Source organism: Rhizobium sp. YAF28 (assembly GCF_052113285.1).
Taxonomy (GTDB): domain Bacteria; phylum Pseudomonadota; class Alphaproteobacteria; order Rhizobiales; family Rhizobiaceae; genus Rhizobium.
This window is the reverse complement of record NZ_JBFRCX010000010.1, coordinates 144,163-158,190: the sequence shown is the minus strand read 5'-3', so window position 1 is coordinate 158,190 and position 14,028 is coordinate 144,163. Positions and strand designations below refer to the sequence as shown.

The following is a 14,028-nucleotide window of genomic DNA, read 5'->3' as shown; positions in this document are numbered from 1 at the left end:
GTTCAGGCAGCATTCTCCTCCGCATCGACCTGAGCCGGCGCTTCTGCCGGCTTTTTGCGCCAGCGGCGCAGCACGACATAAAAGACCGGCGTCAGGAACAGGCCGAAGATCGTCACACCCAACATGCCCGAGAACACAGCCGTGCCGAGCGACTGGCGCATTTCAGCACCTGGGCCGGTGGCGATGGCAAGCGGTAGAACGCCGAAGATGAAGGCGAAGGCCGTCATCAGGATCGGGCGCAGGCGAAGATGGCTTGCCTCGATTGCGGCATCCACGACGCTTTTCCCTTCTTCTTCCGCCTGTCGTGCAAACTCGACGATCAGAATGGCGTTCTTGGCCGCAAGGCCGATCAGGACGATCAGGCCGATCTGGGTGAGGACGTTGTTGTCCATTCCCCTGAGCCATACGCCGATCAACGCGGCGAGCACTGCGAGCGGAACGATGAGGATGATGGCCAGGGGCAGGACCCAGCTTTCATATTGTGCCGCAAGCGCAAGGAAGACGAAGATCACCGACAGGGCGAAGATATAGATGGCGGTATTGCCGGTATGGGTTTCCTGATAGGCAAGCTCGGTCCATTCAAAGGTCGTTCCGGGCGGCAGGATCTGCCTCGCCAGCGCTTCCATCTTCTTGATGGCATCGCCGGTCGATGTGCCGGGAGTCGGATTGCCCTGAAGCGGCACCGAGACATACATGTTGTAGCGCTGGACAAGTGCCGGACCGCTGGAATCCTGTATGTCCATCAGAGTGCCGAGCGGGACCAGTGCACCGGTTGCCGATCGAACCTTCAGCGCCAGGATGTCGTCCCTGTCCATGCGATATTGCCGGTCAGCCTGGGCGCGAACCTGATAAACGCGCCCGAATGCATTGAAGTCGTTCACATAGGCAACGCCGAGGTTGATGGACAGCGCGTTGAAGATATTGGGGATCGGCACGTTCAGGAAACGTGCCTTGTCGCGATCGATCGCAAGGAAATATTGCGGGCTTGCATCCGAGAATGTCGTAAAGACGCCGGTAAGCCCCTCGGTCGTTGCAGCAGCACCCATCATCTGGCGGGCCAGACCAAGGACGCGCGTCATATCAGCGTTTTCAAGATCCGAAATCTGCATCTTGAAGCCGCCGGAATTGCCGACGCCGCGCACGGATGGCGGCGGGATGGCGATGATGAAGGCCTCCTGGATGCTCTGCAGCTTGCCATAGAGCTCGCCGATGATCTTGTTGGCGGTTTCCCCGCCTTCTTCACGTTCGGCGAAGGATTTAAACGGCACGAAGACGACGCCGGCATTCGAGGCATTGGTGAAAGTTGCCCCGCTGAAACCGGCAAATTGCACGGCATTGCCGACGCCCGGCACCGTGCGGGCAATGTCACCCACTTGTTTGACGACGGCGTCGGTACGCGCAAGCGAAGCGCCGTCCGGAAGCTGGATGACGATGATTGCGTAACCCTGGTCCATGGTCGGGATGAACCCCGAGGGAACTTTCTGTCCCATGTACCAGGTCGCGCCCAGCAGGCCGGCGAAGACAATAAGCGAAGCTGTCAACCCTACCCAACTGCTGACCAGATGCCGAACGATCCAGGAATAGCCGGAACTCATCCGATCGAATCCGCGGTTGAAGCCGTTGGCAAGCCCGCTTCCCAGCTGGGAGAAGATATTCTTGCGCTTGGTCTCGTGATCGTGGGTTTTCAGCAATATGCCTGCGAGCGCAGGCGACAGCGTCAGCGAATTCAATGCGGAAATTGCCGTGGTGACTGAAATCGTCACCGCGAATTGTTTGTAGAATTGTCCGGAAATGCCGGGAATGAAGGCCGTCGGCACGAACACTGCGATCAGCACCAGCGAGATGGCGACCACGGCGGTCCCGACTTCGTCCATCGTGACGTGCGCCGCCTGTTTCGGGGTCATGCCGCGCGCCAGGTTTCGCTCGACATTTTCCACCACCACGATCGCGTCGTCGACGACGATGCCGATCGCAAGGACGAGGCCGAACAGCGTCAGCATATTGAGCGAGAAGCCGAAGGCGAGCAGGACCGCGAAAGTGCCGATCAGCGATACGGGAATGGCGATGATCGGAATGATGGCGGTTCGCCAGGATTGCAGGAAGACGAGGACGACGATTGCCACGAGGATCGCCGCCTCTGCGATGGTCCTGTAGACTTCATTGATCGAATCCGAGATGAATTCGGTCGTATCGTAGACGATCCGATATTCCAGGCCCTGCGGGAAGTTCTGCGAAAGATCCTTCATGATGCCCTGGATCTGATGGGCGGTATCCAGTGCATTGGTTCCCGGCCGGGCGAAGATGCCGAGAGCAACTGCGGGGTCATTGTTGAGATAGCTGTTGGTGACGTAGTCCTGTGCGCCGAGTTCGATGCGGGCGACATCCTGCAAGGCCACAAGCCGGCCGGTGGCCGTCGATTTCACAATGACATAGCGGAACTGGCGCACATCCGAGAAACGTCCGTCCGTTCGCACCGTATATTCGAACGCATTCTTGCCGGTGACCGGTGGCGCGCCGATCTTGCCACCCGATACTTGAACGTTCTGGTCTCTCAATGCGGCGACGACGTCATCGGATGTCATTCCGTAGGCGGAGAGCTTTTCCGGATCCAGCCAGATTCGCATCGAATACTGGCGCTCGCCGAAGAGTTGCACGTCGCCGACGCCGTCAAGGCGTACGAGAACGTCGCGTATCCGGTTGCGGGCGTAGTTCGAGACGTAGAGCTGGTCATAGCGGTGCGACGGCGACAGGAGGTGCACCACCATCATCAGGTCAGGCGAGCTCTTGTCGGTGGTCACGCCAAGCCGCTGAACTTCTTCGGGAAGACGGGGCAGGGCGATGGAAACGCGGTTCTGGACAAGAACCTGGACCTTGTCGAGATCGGTGCCGAGCTTGAAAGTGATCGTCAGCGACATGGCGCCATCGGCGCTGGAGTAGGAAGACATGTAGAGCATGTCTTCGACGCCGTTGATCTGCTGCTCGAGCGGGGTCGAAACCGTATCGGCGATCGTCTGCGGGTCGGCGCCCGGATAGGAGGTGCGCACGACAATAGTCGGCGGCGCGATCTCTGGATATTGGGAGACCGGCAATTGCGTGTAGGCGATGCTGCCGACAACGAGGAGAACGATCGAGATGACGGCCGCAAAGATCGGCCGGTCTACGAAGAAATGAGCAAATCTCATTGGCCGCTCTCCGCACCGGCGGTTTCTGGCGGCGCGTCAGTCCGCTCCTTCGGCAGTTCGGTCATCTGAGGTGTTACCTTTGCACCGGGCCGGGCGCGTATCAGGCCATTGACAATGATCGTCTCGGTGCCGTCGAGGCCCTCGCGGATGACGCGGTAGCCGTAGAGCCGCGGACCGGGCCTCACGGGCTTGGTCGATACTGTGCCGTCGCTACCGACGACATAGACGACACGCTCATTCTGGTCTGCGCCGATTGCCTCGTCAGGAACGAGAATGGCCTGATAGGTGTTGGAGGCTTCGACCTGGATGCGACCGAAGAGGCCGGGCTGAAGGACGAGATCGGGGTTGGGGAAGCGGGCACGCAGACGAATGGTGCCGCTCTCGTTGTCGATTCGGTTCTCAGCGAAATCCAGTTTTCCCTTGAATGGCTTGGCATTGGGATCCGAGATCGTGACTGCCACATCCAGTCCGCCTCCGCCCTGCTGGAGATCCTTGCCGAGCTTGCGTGCGGTGTCGGCGAAATTCAGCAGGCGGCGCTCGTCGACGTCGAAATAGAAATCGATCGGATCGAGGGAAACGATCGTCGTCAGCACCGTCTGGTCGGTCTGCACAAGGTTGCCGGCGGAGATCAGGCGGCGGTCGATGCGGCCGCTGAGCGGCGCGGTGATCTCGGTATATTCCATGTCGAGAGCCGCGCGATCGGCTGCAGCCTGCGCGCCGCGGACATTGGCTTGCGCTGAATCGAATTCGCGGCGGCGATCGTCCAGCGTCTGCGCCGACTGGCTGCCGCTCGAAGCAAGCGACTGGGCGCGCTTATATTGCGCATCGGCAAAGACGAGAGCCGATTTCGACGCTTCGAGCGCGGCATTGGCCTGATTGAGAGCGGTTACGAACGGCCTCTGATCGATGACGAAGAGCCGGTCGCCCTGTTTCACCAGAGCGCCGTCGGTGAAGTCGATTTCCTGCAGGTAACCACCGACACGCGAGCGGACGGAGACCTCATCGACAGGTTCGAAACGGCCGATGAACTCATCACTATCGACCACATCGCGCACGACGGGTTTGGCGACGGTGACGGGCGGGGGAGCAGGCGCCTGCTGTGCCTCAGCAATGAGCGGCAGGAAGGCGGCAAAGCAGCCGAGCGCCAATATCTGTCGAAGCGAATAAGCCATTCCGGTCCCCCTTGCGGGCGGCCGAACGCGGCCGCCTGAACCTATGCCTGAGATAAGCTGTTTATGTCTGCTGGAACGAAAACATGAGCCTTCGTCCTAAGTCCGAATTCTACTCATGCTTGGCTGCCGGGAAGATGACAGGTGCAGGCCAGCACCTCGAAATCAACCGGAGGAAGAAAATCCTGCTTCTCCCTAACTCTATGAAGGCAGACTATAAACGGGAGAATCCAAAAATTGCAAATGCCAATTGATTGCATTGATTTGGAGTTCCGCAAACCCCCGGCATTTCCGCCGATGCTTCGCTTTGTCAAATTGCTGAGACGAGTTTCGGCCGCTGCTTGAACCTTTCGAAAGACCGGATCGAAGGCTCTTCTAGGTGTGGGCTGCGGCATTTTGGCCGCAGGTGCGGAATCTTGAGGTTGTATCCTTGTGCACTGCATATGCTCAATATATCTACCAATATCATAAGGATGCTTATTACTAGCCGGCGAAGGTATATGACCAACAATCCAACACTCGGTTTTCTTCTGCACGACGTGGCCCGTCTGCTTCGCAAACGGTTCGAGCAGCGCGCAAAGGACCTTGGGCTGACGCGGTCTCAGTGGCAGACGCTTGCCTATCTCGCCAATAATGAGGGCATCCATCAGAGCGGGCTTGCCGAGATCCTCGAAATCGAGCCGATCACGCTGGTCCGCATCCTCGACAAGCTCGCCGAGCGCGGCCTGATCGAGCGCCGCCAGCACCCGACCGACAGGCGCATCTGGCTGCTCTACATGCGTGAAGCAGCCCATCCGATTCTCGCCGAAATGCGAGAGATCGGCGACGTGACCCGCGGCGAGGCGCTGGAAAGCATCACACCCGAACAGCGCGACCAGCTTTTCCACATCCTATCCGTAATGAAGACGAACCTGGTGCAGGCGTGCCGCAGTCCGGTCGCCGAGAATGAGACGAAACATGGCTGATCAATCCCCCCTGCGCGTCGTGTCCGACGCGAATGCCAAGAACCCTGTCGAAGAAAAAGAAATTCCCCAACAACCGGAAACGGTGGCTGAGGCGCCTTCATCCAATTCAGCGCCCGCGGCTGCCGCGGTGGCTGCGCCTGGCGGCAACAAGGTCCGCCGCCGGCGCAGCTTCACCCGTCCCGTCCTCTTTGCACTGCTGCCGGTGGCGCTCGTCGTCGGCGGCTACTACTACGTCAATGGCGGTCAGATCATGTCGACCGACAATGCGTATATCCAGGCGGACATGGTGGGCATCACGACTGACGTTTCCGGTCTCGTCGAGCAGATCAACGTTCATGAGAACGAGCAGGTCAAGGCGGGGCAGGTGCTCTTCAGCCTGCGCTCGGATTCCTTCAAGATCGCGCTCGATGGCGCCAAGGCGCAGCTCGGCGCGCAGCGCAACCAGATCATGAACCTCAAGGCTAGCTACCAGCAGTCGCTTGCCGAGATCACGCAGGCTGAAGCCGATCTGCCCTATTACCAGGACCAGTTCGACCGGCAGCAAAATCTCGTCAACAACGGCAGCGCGACGCAGTCGGCCTATGACGAAGCCAAGCACAATCTCGAGGCGGCGCAGCAGAAGGTTTCCGTCGCCAAGGCGGAAGCCGCAACGACGCTCGCCCAGCTCGGCGGCAATGCCGACCAGCCGGTCGAGGAAAACCCGCTGTACCTGCAGGCCAAATCGCAGGTCGACAACGCTCAGCGCGAGCTCGATCACAGCGTCGTCAAGGCACCCTTCGACGGCATCGTGACCAACGTCAACGCGCTGCAGGTCGGCTCCTACCTCCAGGCTTCGCAGCAGGCCTTCTCGCTAGTTTCGACCTCGCATCTGTGGATCGCCGCGAGCCCGAAGGAAACCGAGCTCACCTACGTCAAGCCCGGCCAGTCGGTCGATATCTACGTCGACACTTATCCGGGCGTCATGTGGAAGGGCAAGGTCGAGAGCATCAGCCCGGCATCGGGTTCTTCCTTCTCACTGCTGCCGGCACAGAATACGACCGGCAACTGGGTAAAGGTCGTACAGCGCATTCCGATGCGCGTCAGCATCGACGACTCTCAGGGCAAGCCGCCGCTTCGCGTCGGCATGAGCACGGTCGTCGACGTCGATACCGGCCATGCGCGCGGCCTGCCTGATTTCGTCAATAACCTTTTGGGCCACGGCAACAGCCACGAGTAACGGCCATGAGCACTGCTCCTACATCACCGGCAACCCCGGTTGCCAATCGCGGCGCGATCACGGCCTGCGTTATTCTCGCCGTCATCATGCAGGCGCTGGATACGACGATCGCCAACGTGGCGCTGCCCTATATCCAGGGCAGCGTTTCGGCCTCCGCCGACCAGATCAACTGGGTTTTGACCTCCTACATCGTCGCGGCCGCGATCATGACGCCGCCTTCGGGCTTTCTTGCTGCCAAGTTCGGCCGCAAACGTGTGTTGCTGACGGCGATTGTCGGCTTCGTTGTCGCCTCCGTGCTTTGCGGTCTGGCGCAGTCGCTGCCGCAGATCGTTGCCTTCCGCCTGCTGCAGGGCCTGTTCGGCGCCTCGCTGGTTCCGCTTTCCCAGGGCATCCTCCTCGACATCTATTCCGCCGAGGAGCGCGGCTCGGCCATGGCCCTATTCGGCGTCTCGGTCATGGTCGGGCCGGTTCTGGGTCCTGTCATTGGCGGCTGGCTGACGGACAATATCAGCTGGCGCTGGGTCTTTTACATCAACATTCCGATCGGCGCGCTCGCCTTTGCCGGCATCGTCATATTCGTCTCGGAGACGAAGAGGGATGCACTCGCCAAGCTCGACTGGTTCGGCTTCGGGATGATGAGCCTGTTCATTGCGGCGCTACAGCTTTTCCTCGACCGCGGCGAGCAGCTCGACTGGTTCTCCTCCGGCGAGATCATGGTCGAGGCGATCGTCTGCGCCGCGGCCTTCTATCTGCTCCTGGTACATACGCTGACGGCGGAGAAATCCTTCGTCAATCCGCGGCTGTTCCTCGACCAGAATTTTACCGTCAGCATGATCTTCATCTTCGTGATCGGCATCACCTATCTTGCCTCACTGGCGCTGATGACGCCGTATCTGCAGACGCTGATGGGCTATCCGGTCACTACGGCGGGCATCGTCATGGGACCGCGCGGTCTCGGCACCATGCTCTGCATGTTCATCGTTGGCCGGTTGATCGGAAAGGTGGATACGCGTTGGCTGTTGCTGCTCGGTCTCGGGCTGACGGCCTGGGCGATGTACGACATGACCGGCTGGACGCCCGACGTCTCGCAGTGGACGATCATCTCGGTCGGCTTCATCCAAGGCGCTGGTCTCGGCTTCCTCTTCGTGCCGCTGACGACGATTGCCTTTGCGACGCTGCCCGCCCAGATGCGCGGCGACGGAACCGGCCTCTATAACCTGTCGCGAAACATCGGCTCCTCTGTCGGCATTTCGATTGTCTCGGCACTGATTGTCGAGAACACGCAGAGCAACCATGAGTCGATTGCGGCCTACGTGACGCCGTTCAACCACGCCTTCAATGCTACGGCCGCACAAGGCCTCAGTCCGCTGACGGCGGTCGGCCGCGCGGCGCTCAACGACGTCATTACGCTGCAGTCGACCATTATCGCTTATATGGACGACTTCAAGCTGCTGATGCTGATGTCGCTCGCCGTCATGCCGCTGGTCCTGTTGTTGCGCAAGCCGAAGGCTGCGCCGGCCATGGACCATAGCGCCGTCATGGAATGACGTTGAAGGTTCCCATTTAGCGGAACGGCTTGCTCAGATATCGCGATCCCTGAATGCCGAAGCGCCATGGTGCTTCGGCATTTTTCGTAATGCCGATCCGCTTGCCCGAGACGATGGGCACTGGCGCGGAAGGTGAGATCGCATAGGGTGGCTGGTCGAGCGTCCGGTCGTTGATGGAGATATCGATATCGAGTGCTTGGCAAAGCTTGCCGGGGCCGCTGCAAAGCTGTGTCAACGCATCAGTGCCTCGCCGATCAATCATCGCAGCCAGACCGATTTCCGGCTCCAGCGCGCGAATCAATACCGCCGAGCCCGGTGTGCAGACGAAGTTCAGGCACCAGTACATGCCATAGATGCGGTAGATATAGACATTGCCCGGATGGCCATACATGGCGCCATTGCGCTTCGTTGGACCACGGAAACTGTGGGAGGCCGCGTCATCCGGGTAATAAGCTTCCGTCTCGGTGATCCGCCCACCTGTATCGTTGACCGTGAGGTGGCAGCCGAGAAGATCGCGAGCGACCTCGATTGCATCGCGTTCGAAGAAGTGGCGCAAGCTCTCCCCGGCAAGCGGGCCGGCGCCGATCGCGCCATCAGTCGTTTCGATCGTCATGGAAATTGCCGATAGCATTCCCTTCGCCGATCTGCCACCCGGAACAATCGTTCGCCGGCTGGCTCGCGTGGCATCGACAACATCATCTCAAAGCAGATCTAGTGGCCGGCATTGGGGTCGCGTATCGAAATCGACGAACTGGTGACGGAAACCGGATCGCTCGCCGGGAAGGAATCTTCGAGGCCTTCCTGCAGCTCTTCTTCAAGGAGCGCAGCATCCTTGCTGCGGGCGCCGTCGCCGTGAACGGGCTCGAATGCGGAAGAAAGCAATGCTTTTGCCTTGGCTATGGCATTTTCGTGCGTGAGATCGGGGGCGTTGCGCAGCGTGACTGCAATCCTGTCTTCACCCTCGTTGCCGAACTCGACGACGAAGCCCTCATCCGTCTGGTAAACCATGGTGTCGCTGAGTGCCATGCCCGTTCCTCCGAGAATGCTAATATGAGTGAACCGCGTTTTCGGAGTTTTGTCGAGCGAAGACCTTCACCAGCCAGTCGATGAAGACGCGCACGCGCGGCGAGAGCTGGCGGTTGCGCGGATAGAGCAGCGAGACCGGCGTCTGCGTGAGCGGAAAATCGGCGAGCACTTGGACCAGGGTGCCGGCGGCGAGATCCTGTTCGGCGTGGTAACGCGGGATCTGGATCATGCCGAGCCCCATGCGAGCGGCGGAGATATAGCTTTCGGCAGCGTTGACGGTGACAGTCGCGGGGATCGTGATGTTGCGCACGCCGCCGTCGACGATGAATTCCAGGGGCAGGGGGCCGGCGCTACCGGTCGCGCGGAAGCCGACCATGCGGTGCGCGTCGAGACTGTCGGGATGTTCGGGCTGACCGAGAGCGGCGATATAGGACGGCGAGGCGAGGGTGATCTCATCCAGCATGGCGACACGCCGGGCGACCATGTCGCTGTCCTGCGGAGTACCGACGCGCAGCACGCAGTCGATGCCCTCGCGCACCAGATCCACCAGCCGGTCGCCCTCGCTCATGTAGAACTCGATATCGGGATAAGTTTCCAGAAAGGACGGCAGACTTGGCAGCACGAAATGCCGGGCAAGTGTGCCGTGCACATCGACCCGCAGTAGCCCCTTCGGCTTGGCGCCCGCGAAAGCGCCTTCGGCATCTTCGATATCGGCGAGGATCGACAGGCAACGCTGGTAATAGGCTTCGCCATCGAGCGTCGGGCTGACATGGCGCGTCGTGCGCTGGAGCAGGCGCACGCCGAGGCGGGCTTCCAACTGCTTGACCGCATCCGTCACCGTCGAGCGCGGCAAGCCGGTGTCTTCGGCGGCAAGCGTGAAGCTGCGGCGCTCCACGACACGGGAAAAGACCCGCATGGCATCAAATCTGTCCATTTTGTTTGTTCGCAATTTCCGGATAGTGATGCCGAATAATGGCTGATTATCCGCAAAGTGAAAAGGGACATTTTCTTCTCATCGAAAGGGCGCTGCGGCGCCGAACCAAAGGAGAAGAAAATGTCTGCCAATCAAAACAAGGTCGCTCTCGTTACCGGCGCTTCCCGCGGCATCGGTGCTTCGATCGCAGAACGTCTCGCAAAGGACGGCTTCACCGTCGTTATCAACTACGCTGGCAACGCGGCGCTCGCCGAAGAACTGGCCCAGAGGATCGAGAAGGCCGGCGGAAAGGCCCTGACGGCACAGGCCGACGTTGCCGATGCGGACGCCGTGCGCCGCATGTTCGATGCTGCAGAGGCAGCCTTCGGCGGCGTCGACGTCCTCGTCAACAATGCCGGTATCATGCTGCTCTCCCGTCTTGCCGATGTGGACGATGCCACCTTCGACCGCCAGATCGGCGTAAACCTCAAGGGCACGTTCAACACGTTGCGCGAAGCTGCCAAGCGACTGCGTGACGGTGGCCGGGTCATCAACTTCTCGAGCTCGGTCGTTGGCCTGAAGCCGGAAGCCTATAGCGTCTACGCCGCCACGAAGGCTGCCGTCGAGACGATGGGCGCCATCATGTCCAAGGAAATGCGCGGCCGCCAGATTACCGTCAACTCGGTCGCTCCCGGCCCGACAGGCACCGACCTCTTCCTCAACGGCAAGTCCGACGAACTGATCGACCACCTTGCCAAGGCAAACCCGCTGGAACGTCTCGGCACCCCTGAGGATATTGCTGGTGTCGTTGCCTTCCTCGCCGGCCCTGATGGTGCCTGGGTCAACGGTCAGGTGCTGCGTGCCAATGGCGGCATGGTCTGACGCAAACTCGTGGCGGTGTCGCGCCGCCCCACTCTCACAGAAGGAATAGGATCATGAGCAAGCAAGTCATCGTCATCACCGGCGCTTCCAGCGGTTTCGGCGCTCTTACCGCCCGCGCTCTCGCCAAGGCCGGTCACACCGTCTATGCCTCGATGCGTGAAACCGAAGGCCGCAACCGGCCGCAAGTCGAGGCAGTGGAGGCCTTCTCCAAAGAAAACGGCGTCGAGTTGAAGGCTGTCGAACTGGATGTCGCCTCGGATGCCTCCGCCGAGGCCGGGATCGCCAAGGTGATCGCCGCCGAAGGCCATATCGATACGATCATCCACAATGCCGGTCATATGTCCTTCGGTCCGGCCGAAGCCTTTACGCCGGAGCAATATGCAGAGCTTTTCGATATCAACGTGCTGTCGACCCAGCGCGTGAACCGCGCGGTGCTGCCGCATCTGCGCAAGCAGGGCAAGGGACTGGTTGTCTGGGTTTCTTCCTCCAGCACCCGCGGCGGTACGCCTCCGTACCTTGCTCCCTATTTCGCCGCCAAGGCCGCCATGGACTCGCTTGCCGTTTCCTATGCCAGTGAGCTAACCCGGTGGGGCATCGAAACGGCAATCATCGTTCCCGGCGCCTTCACCAAGGGTACGAACCACTTCGCCCATTCCGGTTCGCCCGCCGATGCCGCCCGCGCTGCCGAATATAATGAAGGTCCCTACAAGGGCCTGCCGGAACAGGCGCTGAAAGGTCTTGCCTCGCTCGAACCCGCTGATGCAGATGCCGCTTCCGTTGCGACCGCCATCGTCGATGTCGTGAACATGCCCTTCGGCAAGCGGCCGTTCCGCACCCATATCGATCCGTCGGAAGACGGTGCGGAAATCGTCAACGGCGTTGCGGACCGCGTTCGTGCCGAGCTCTTCCGCCGCATCGGTATCGAGGATCTGCTGAAGCCCGTCACGAACGGATAAAGATCGTCGCAAACTTGTGAACGGCCTCTTGGTGAGCTGCCCCTTACTATCCGGCTAAGCGCACCTATATCAGAATGGACGGAGGCGGACGGCAATCGCTGCCAGCCTCCCGACCTCCACTCCAGGGCCTGCCGCGCCTTTCCTGCGGTGCGACAGGCCTTCAGTTTCAGACATCAGATCAAGGCCCGTGACGGTTATCCCTCCCATCGCGGGCCGCTTCTTTTCTACCAATGGCTCTATGTCAGCGGGCGTTGAGTTTGGCATCTGCCAGCAGTTTCACCAGCCAGTCGACGAAGACGCGAACCTTGTTGCTGAGATGCCGGTTCGGCGGATAGACGACGTAGAGCGGCAGCGACTCGCGCGTCCATTCCGGCAGAGTCTGAATCAGTTCCCCCTTTGCCAGTGGCTCACGAGCCATGAAGATCGGGATCTGGGCGAGGCCGAGGCCGGCAAGAGCTGCCGTCATATAGGTGCGGCTGTCGTTGACCGAGAGAATGTAGCGCGGATTAACCTCAATGATCTCGTTACCCTTCCGGAATTCGAAAGGCACCGTGCGATTGTTCTGGGCGCGAAAATAATTGACAGAATAATGTTCCGTTTCAAGCTCTTCTGGCCGCTGCGGCAGGCCGAATTTCTCGACGTAGAGGGGTGCGGCGCAGGTGACCATTTCGATCTCCGAAACGCGCCTCGCAATCAGCGACTGGTCGGCCGGCGTGCCGGCGCGCAGAGCACAGTCGACGTTTTCAGCGAGATAGTCGACGGTGCGGTCGCCGACGCCGAGGTCGATGCGGATATCGGGATAACGCTGATAGAAATCACAGAGCGCCGGCACCAGAATGGAATCGGCAAAGGCGCCCGCCATCTCGACGCGCAGCCTGCCCGTCGGCAGGCTCTGGGAGTTTGAAAGACTGCCGTCCAACTCCTCAAGTTCGGAAATGATCTGCGCGGCGCGTTCGTAATAAAGGGCGCCATCCGTCGTCACCATGACACGGCGGGTGGTGCGGTTGAGGAGCTTGGTGCGCAGATGCGCTTCCAGTCCTTGAATGAGATTGGTCACCGTCGCCTTGGGCATGGCGAGCATGTCGGCGGCGCGGGTGAAATTGCCCGTCTCCACTACGCGGATGAAGACGCGCATTGCCGAGAGTTGATCCATCGGTTCAATTCCGCAGTTTGCGTTGCAACATTGTTCGGGATTTGGAATAGTGTTATCGCGATATCGCTTCTTATTCCCGGTTTTGAATAACAATATCTTTTTAGTGCAAAATGCAAGAGACGGGCGTCATCCGTCCATCTGCAAAGCAGCGAAGAGATAGAGATTATGGTGCCCGAAATTAAGGACATGGTGCTGGAAAAGGTGGCCGCTGGCCCCGTTTCTGCGCGCGTCTATATGGGCGCCGATTTCGGCAAGGGTCCGCCGATCGTTCTCTATCTGCATGGCGGCGCGTTTCTCGACAGCGACCCCAATGCCGATCGCCCGATTGCCGCCAGCCTCGCAAAGGCAGGCGCGATCGTCGTTTCCGCGGATTACAGTACGCTTTCGGGCAATGTCTTTCCGAAGGCGCTCGAAATTTCCTTTTCGATCTTTTCCTATCTCGCTCTCAAGAAGGCCGGCCTCGGCGACCGCAAGTCACTGCTGTTCGTCGCCGGCGAAGAGGCGGGCGGCAATGTGGCGGCCGGTGTGGCGTTGAAGGTCCGCGACCAGATGCCGGATGCGCTTGACGGCCAGATCCTACTTTCGCCGCTTCTCGATCCATTCATGGGTACGTCCTCCATCCGCAAGGCGGACAAAATTGGCATGCGCCAGCGCTGGACGGAAGGCTGGAGCCACTACCTGAGTGGTGGCGGTTGTCATCCCTATGCCGCGCCTTGCCTGTGCTCGCGTATATCAGGTGTTGCGCCTGCTCTGATTTTTACAGCGGAGGATGATCCGCTGCACGACGAAACTATCGGTTACGCCGCTCGCCTGAAGAAGGCAGGTGTTGGCGTGCGCCAGCATGTTCTTCCCGCCGGGACAGGTTGGCCATCCATTTACGGCGGAAAATCTGAGGGGACTTCCACGTGGCAGGGCAACGTCAGCCGCCACTTTGGAGATTTTCTTCAGGACGTGAGCGTTCAGCCACAATTGCATTGAAGACGAACTGATTTTTACGGCCATTCGGGGCCGCAAGGAGA

General features: G+C 60.1%; 12 protein-coding genes. 6 read left to right on the top strand and 6 right to left on the bottom strand.

The window, feature by feature from the left end; all coding sequences use genetic code 11:
* Nucleotides 1-2 precede the first annotated feature (2 nt).
* Complete coding sequence (locus AB4Z13_RS23050) at nt 3-3,182, bottom strand: efflux RND transporter permease subunit (RefSeq protein ID WP_113319557.1); 3,180 nt, start codon at nt 3,180-3,182, stop codon at nt 3-5.
* Nucleotides 3,179-4,354, bottom strand: a complete 1,176-nt coding sequence (locus AB4Z13_RS23045; RefSeq protein WP_113319558.1) for an efflux RND transporter periplasmic adaptor subunit — start codon at nt 4,352-4,354, stop codon at nt 3,179-3,181. Before AB4Z13_RS23045 ends, AB4Z13_RS23050 begins: the two co-directional genes overlap by 4 nt.
* 497 nt (nt 4,355-4,851) lie before the next feature.
* Between AB4Z13_RS23045 and AB4Z13_RS23040 the strand changes: the two genes are divergently transcribed.
* The 3 genes from AB4Z13_RS23040 to AB4Z13_RS23030 are packed head-to-tail and all read left to right on the top strand — an operon-like array spanning nt 4,852 to nt 8,079.
* Entirely contained in the window at nt 4,852-5,316 is a 465-nt protein-coding gene (locus AB4Z13_RS23040) for a MarR family transcriptional regulator (protein WP_113319559.1), read from the top strand.
* Nucleotides 5,309-6,532, top strand: coding sequence for an HlyD family secretion protein (locus AB4Z13_RS23035; RefSeq protein WP_113319560.1), 1,224 nt, complete (start codon nt 5,309-5,311; stop codon nt 6,530-6,532). The genes AB4Z13_RS23040 and AB4Z13_RS23035 overlap by 8 nt, the downstream gene beginning before the upstream one ends.
* 5 nt (nt 6,533-6,537) lie before the next feature.
* Nucleotides 6,538-8,079 carry a DHA2 family efflux MFS transporter permease subunit gene (locus tag AB4Z13_RS23030; RefSeq protein WP_113319561.1) on the top strand — a complete coding sequence of 514 codons (1,542 nt, stop codon included), beginning with the start codon at nt 6,538-6,540 and terminating at the stop codon, nt 8,077-8,079.
* A 16-nt stretch (nt 8,080-8,095) separates the two neighbouring features.
* Here the strand turns inward: AB4Z13_RS23030 and AB4Z13_RS23025 are convergent, their stop codons facing one another.
* From AB4Z13_RS23025 to AB4Z13_RS23015, 3 genes are all read right to left on the bottom strand, one after another.
* Nucleotides 8,096-8,710 carry a DNA-3-methyladenine glycosylase gene (locus AB4Z13_RS23025; protein WP_113319562.1) on the bottom strand — a complete coding sequence of 205 codons (615 nt, stop codon included), beginning with the start codon at nt 8,708-8,710 and terminating at the stop codon, nt 8,096-8,098.
* Nucleotides 8,711-8,790: 80 nt separating this feature from the next.
* On the bottom strand, nt 8,791-9,105 hold the full coding sequence (locus AB4Z13_RS23020; protein WP_113319563.1) for a hypothetical protein: 315 nt from the start codon (nt 9,103-9,105) through the stop codon (nt 8,791-8,793).
* Nucleotides 9,106-9,124: 19 nt separating this feature from the next.
* Nucleotides 9,125-10,039, bottom strand: coding sequence for a LysR family transcriptional regulator (locus AB4Z13_RS23015; protein ID WP_113319564.1), 915 nt, complete (start codon nt 10,037-10,039; stop codon nt 9,125-9,127).
* A 120-nt stretch (nt 10,040-10,159) separates the two neighbouring features.
* On the opposite strand from AB4Z13_RS23015, the gene AB4Z13_RS23010 reads away from it, so the two are divergent.
* Together AB4Z13_RS23010 and AB4Z13_RS23005 are read left to right on the top strand one after the other, a co-directional pair.
* Complete coding sequence (locus AB4Z13_RS23010; protein WP_113319565.1) at nt 10,160-10,900, top strand: SDR family oxidoreductase; 741 nt, start codon at nt 10,160-10,162, stop codon at nt 10,898-10,900.
* A 53-nt stretch (nt 10,901-10,953) separates the two neighbouring features.
* Nucleotides 10,954-11,856, top strand: a complete 903-nt coding sequence (locus AB4Z13_RS23005; protein WP_113319566.1) for an SDR family oxidoreductase — start codon at nt 10,954-10,956, stop codon at nt 11,854-11,856.
* 241 nt (nt 11,857-12,097) lie between these two features.
* Here AB4Z13_RS23005 and AB4Z13_RS23000 read toward each other — a convergent pair whose 3' ends face one another.
* Nucleotides 12,098-13,009: a LysR family transcriptional regulator gene (locus AB4Z13_RS23000; RefSeq protein WP_113319567.1), complete on the bottom strand. Its 912-nt coding sequence runs from the start codon at nt 13,007-13,009 to the stop codon at nt 12,098-12,100.
* 165 nt (nt 13,010-13,174) lie between these two features.
* Here AB4Z13_RS23000 and AB4Z13_RS22995 point away from each other — a divergent pair, with 165 nt between their 5' ends.
* The gene (locus AB4Z13_RS22995) at nt 13,175-13,987 is read left to right on the top strand and encodes an alpha/beta hydrolase fold domain-containing protein (RefSeq protein WP_442206906.1); all 813 of its coding nucleotides are present in this window, start codon (nt 13,175-13,177) and stop codon (nt 13,985-13,987) included.
* Nucleotides 13,988-14,028 lie beyond the last annotated feature (41 nt).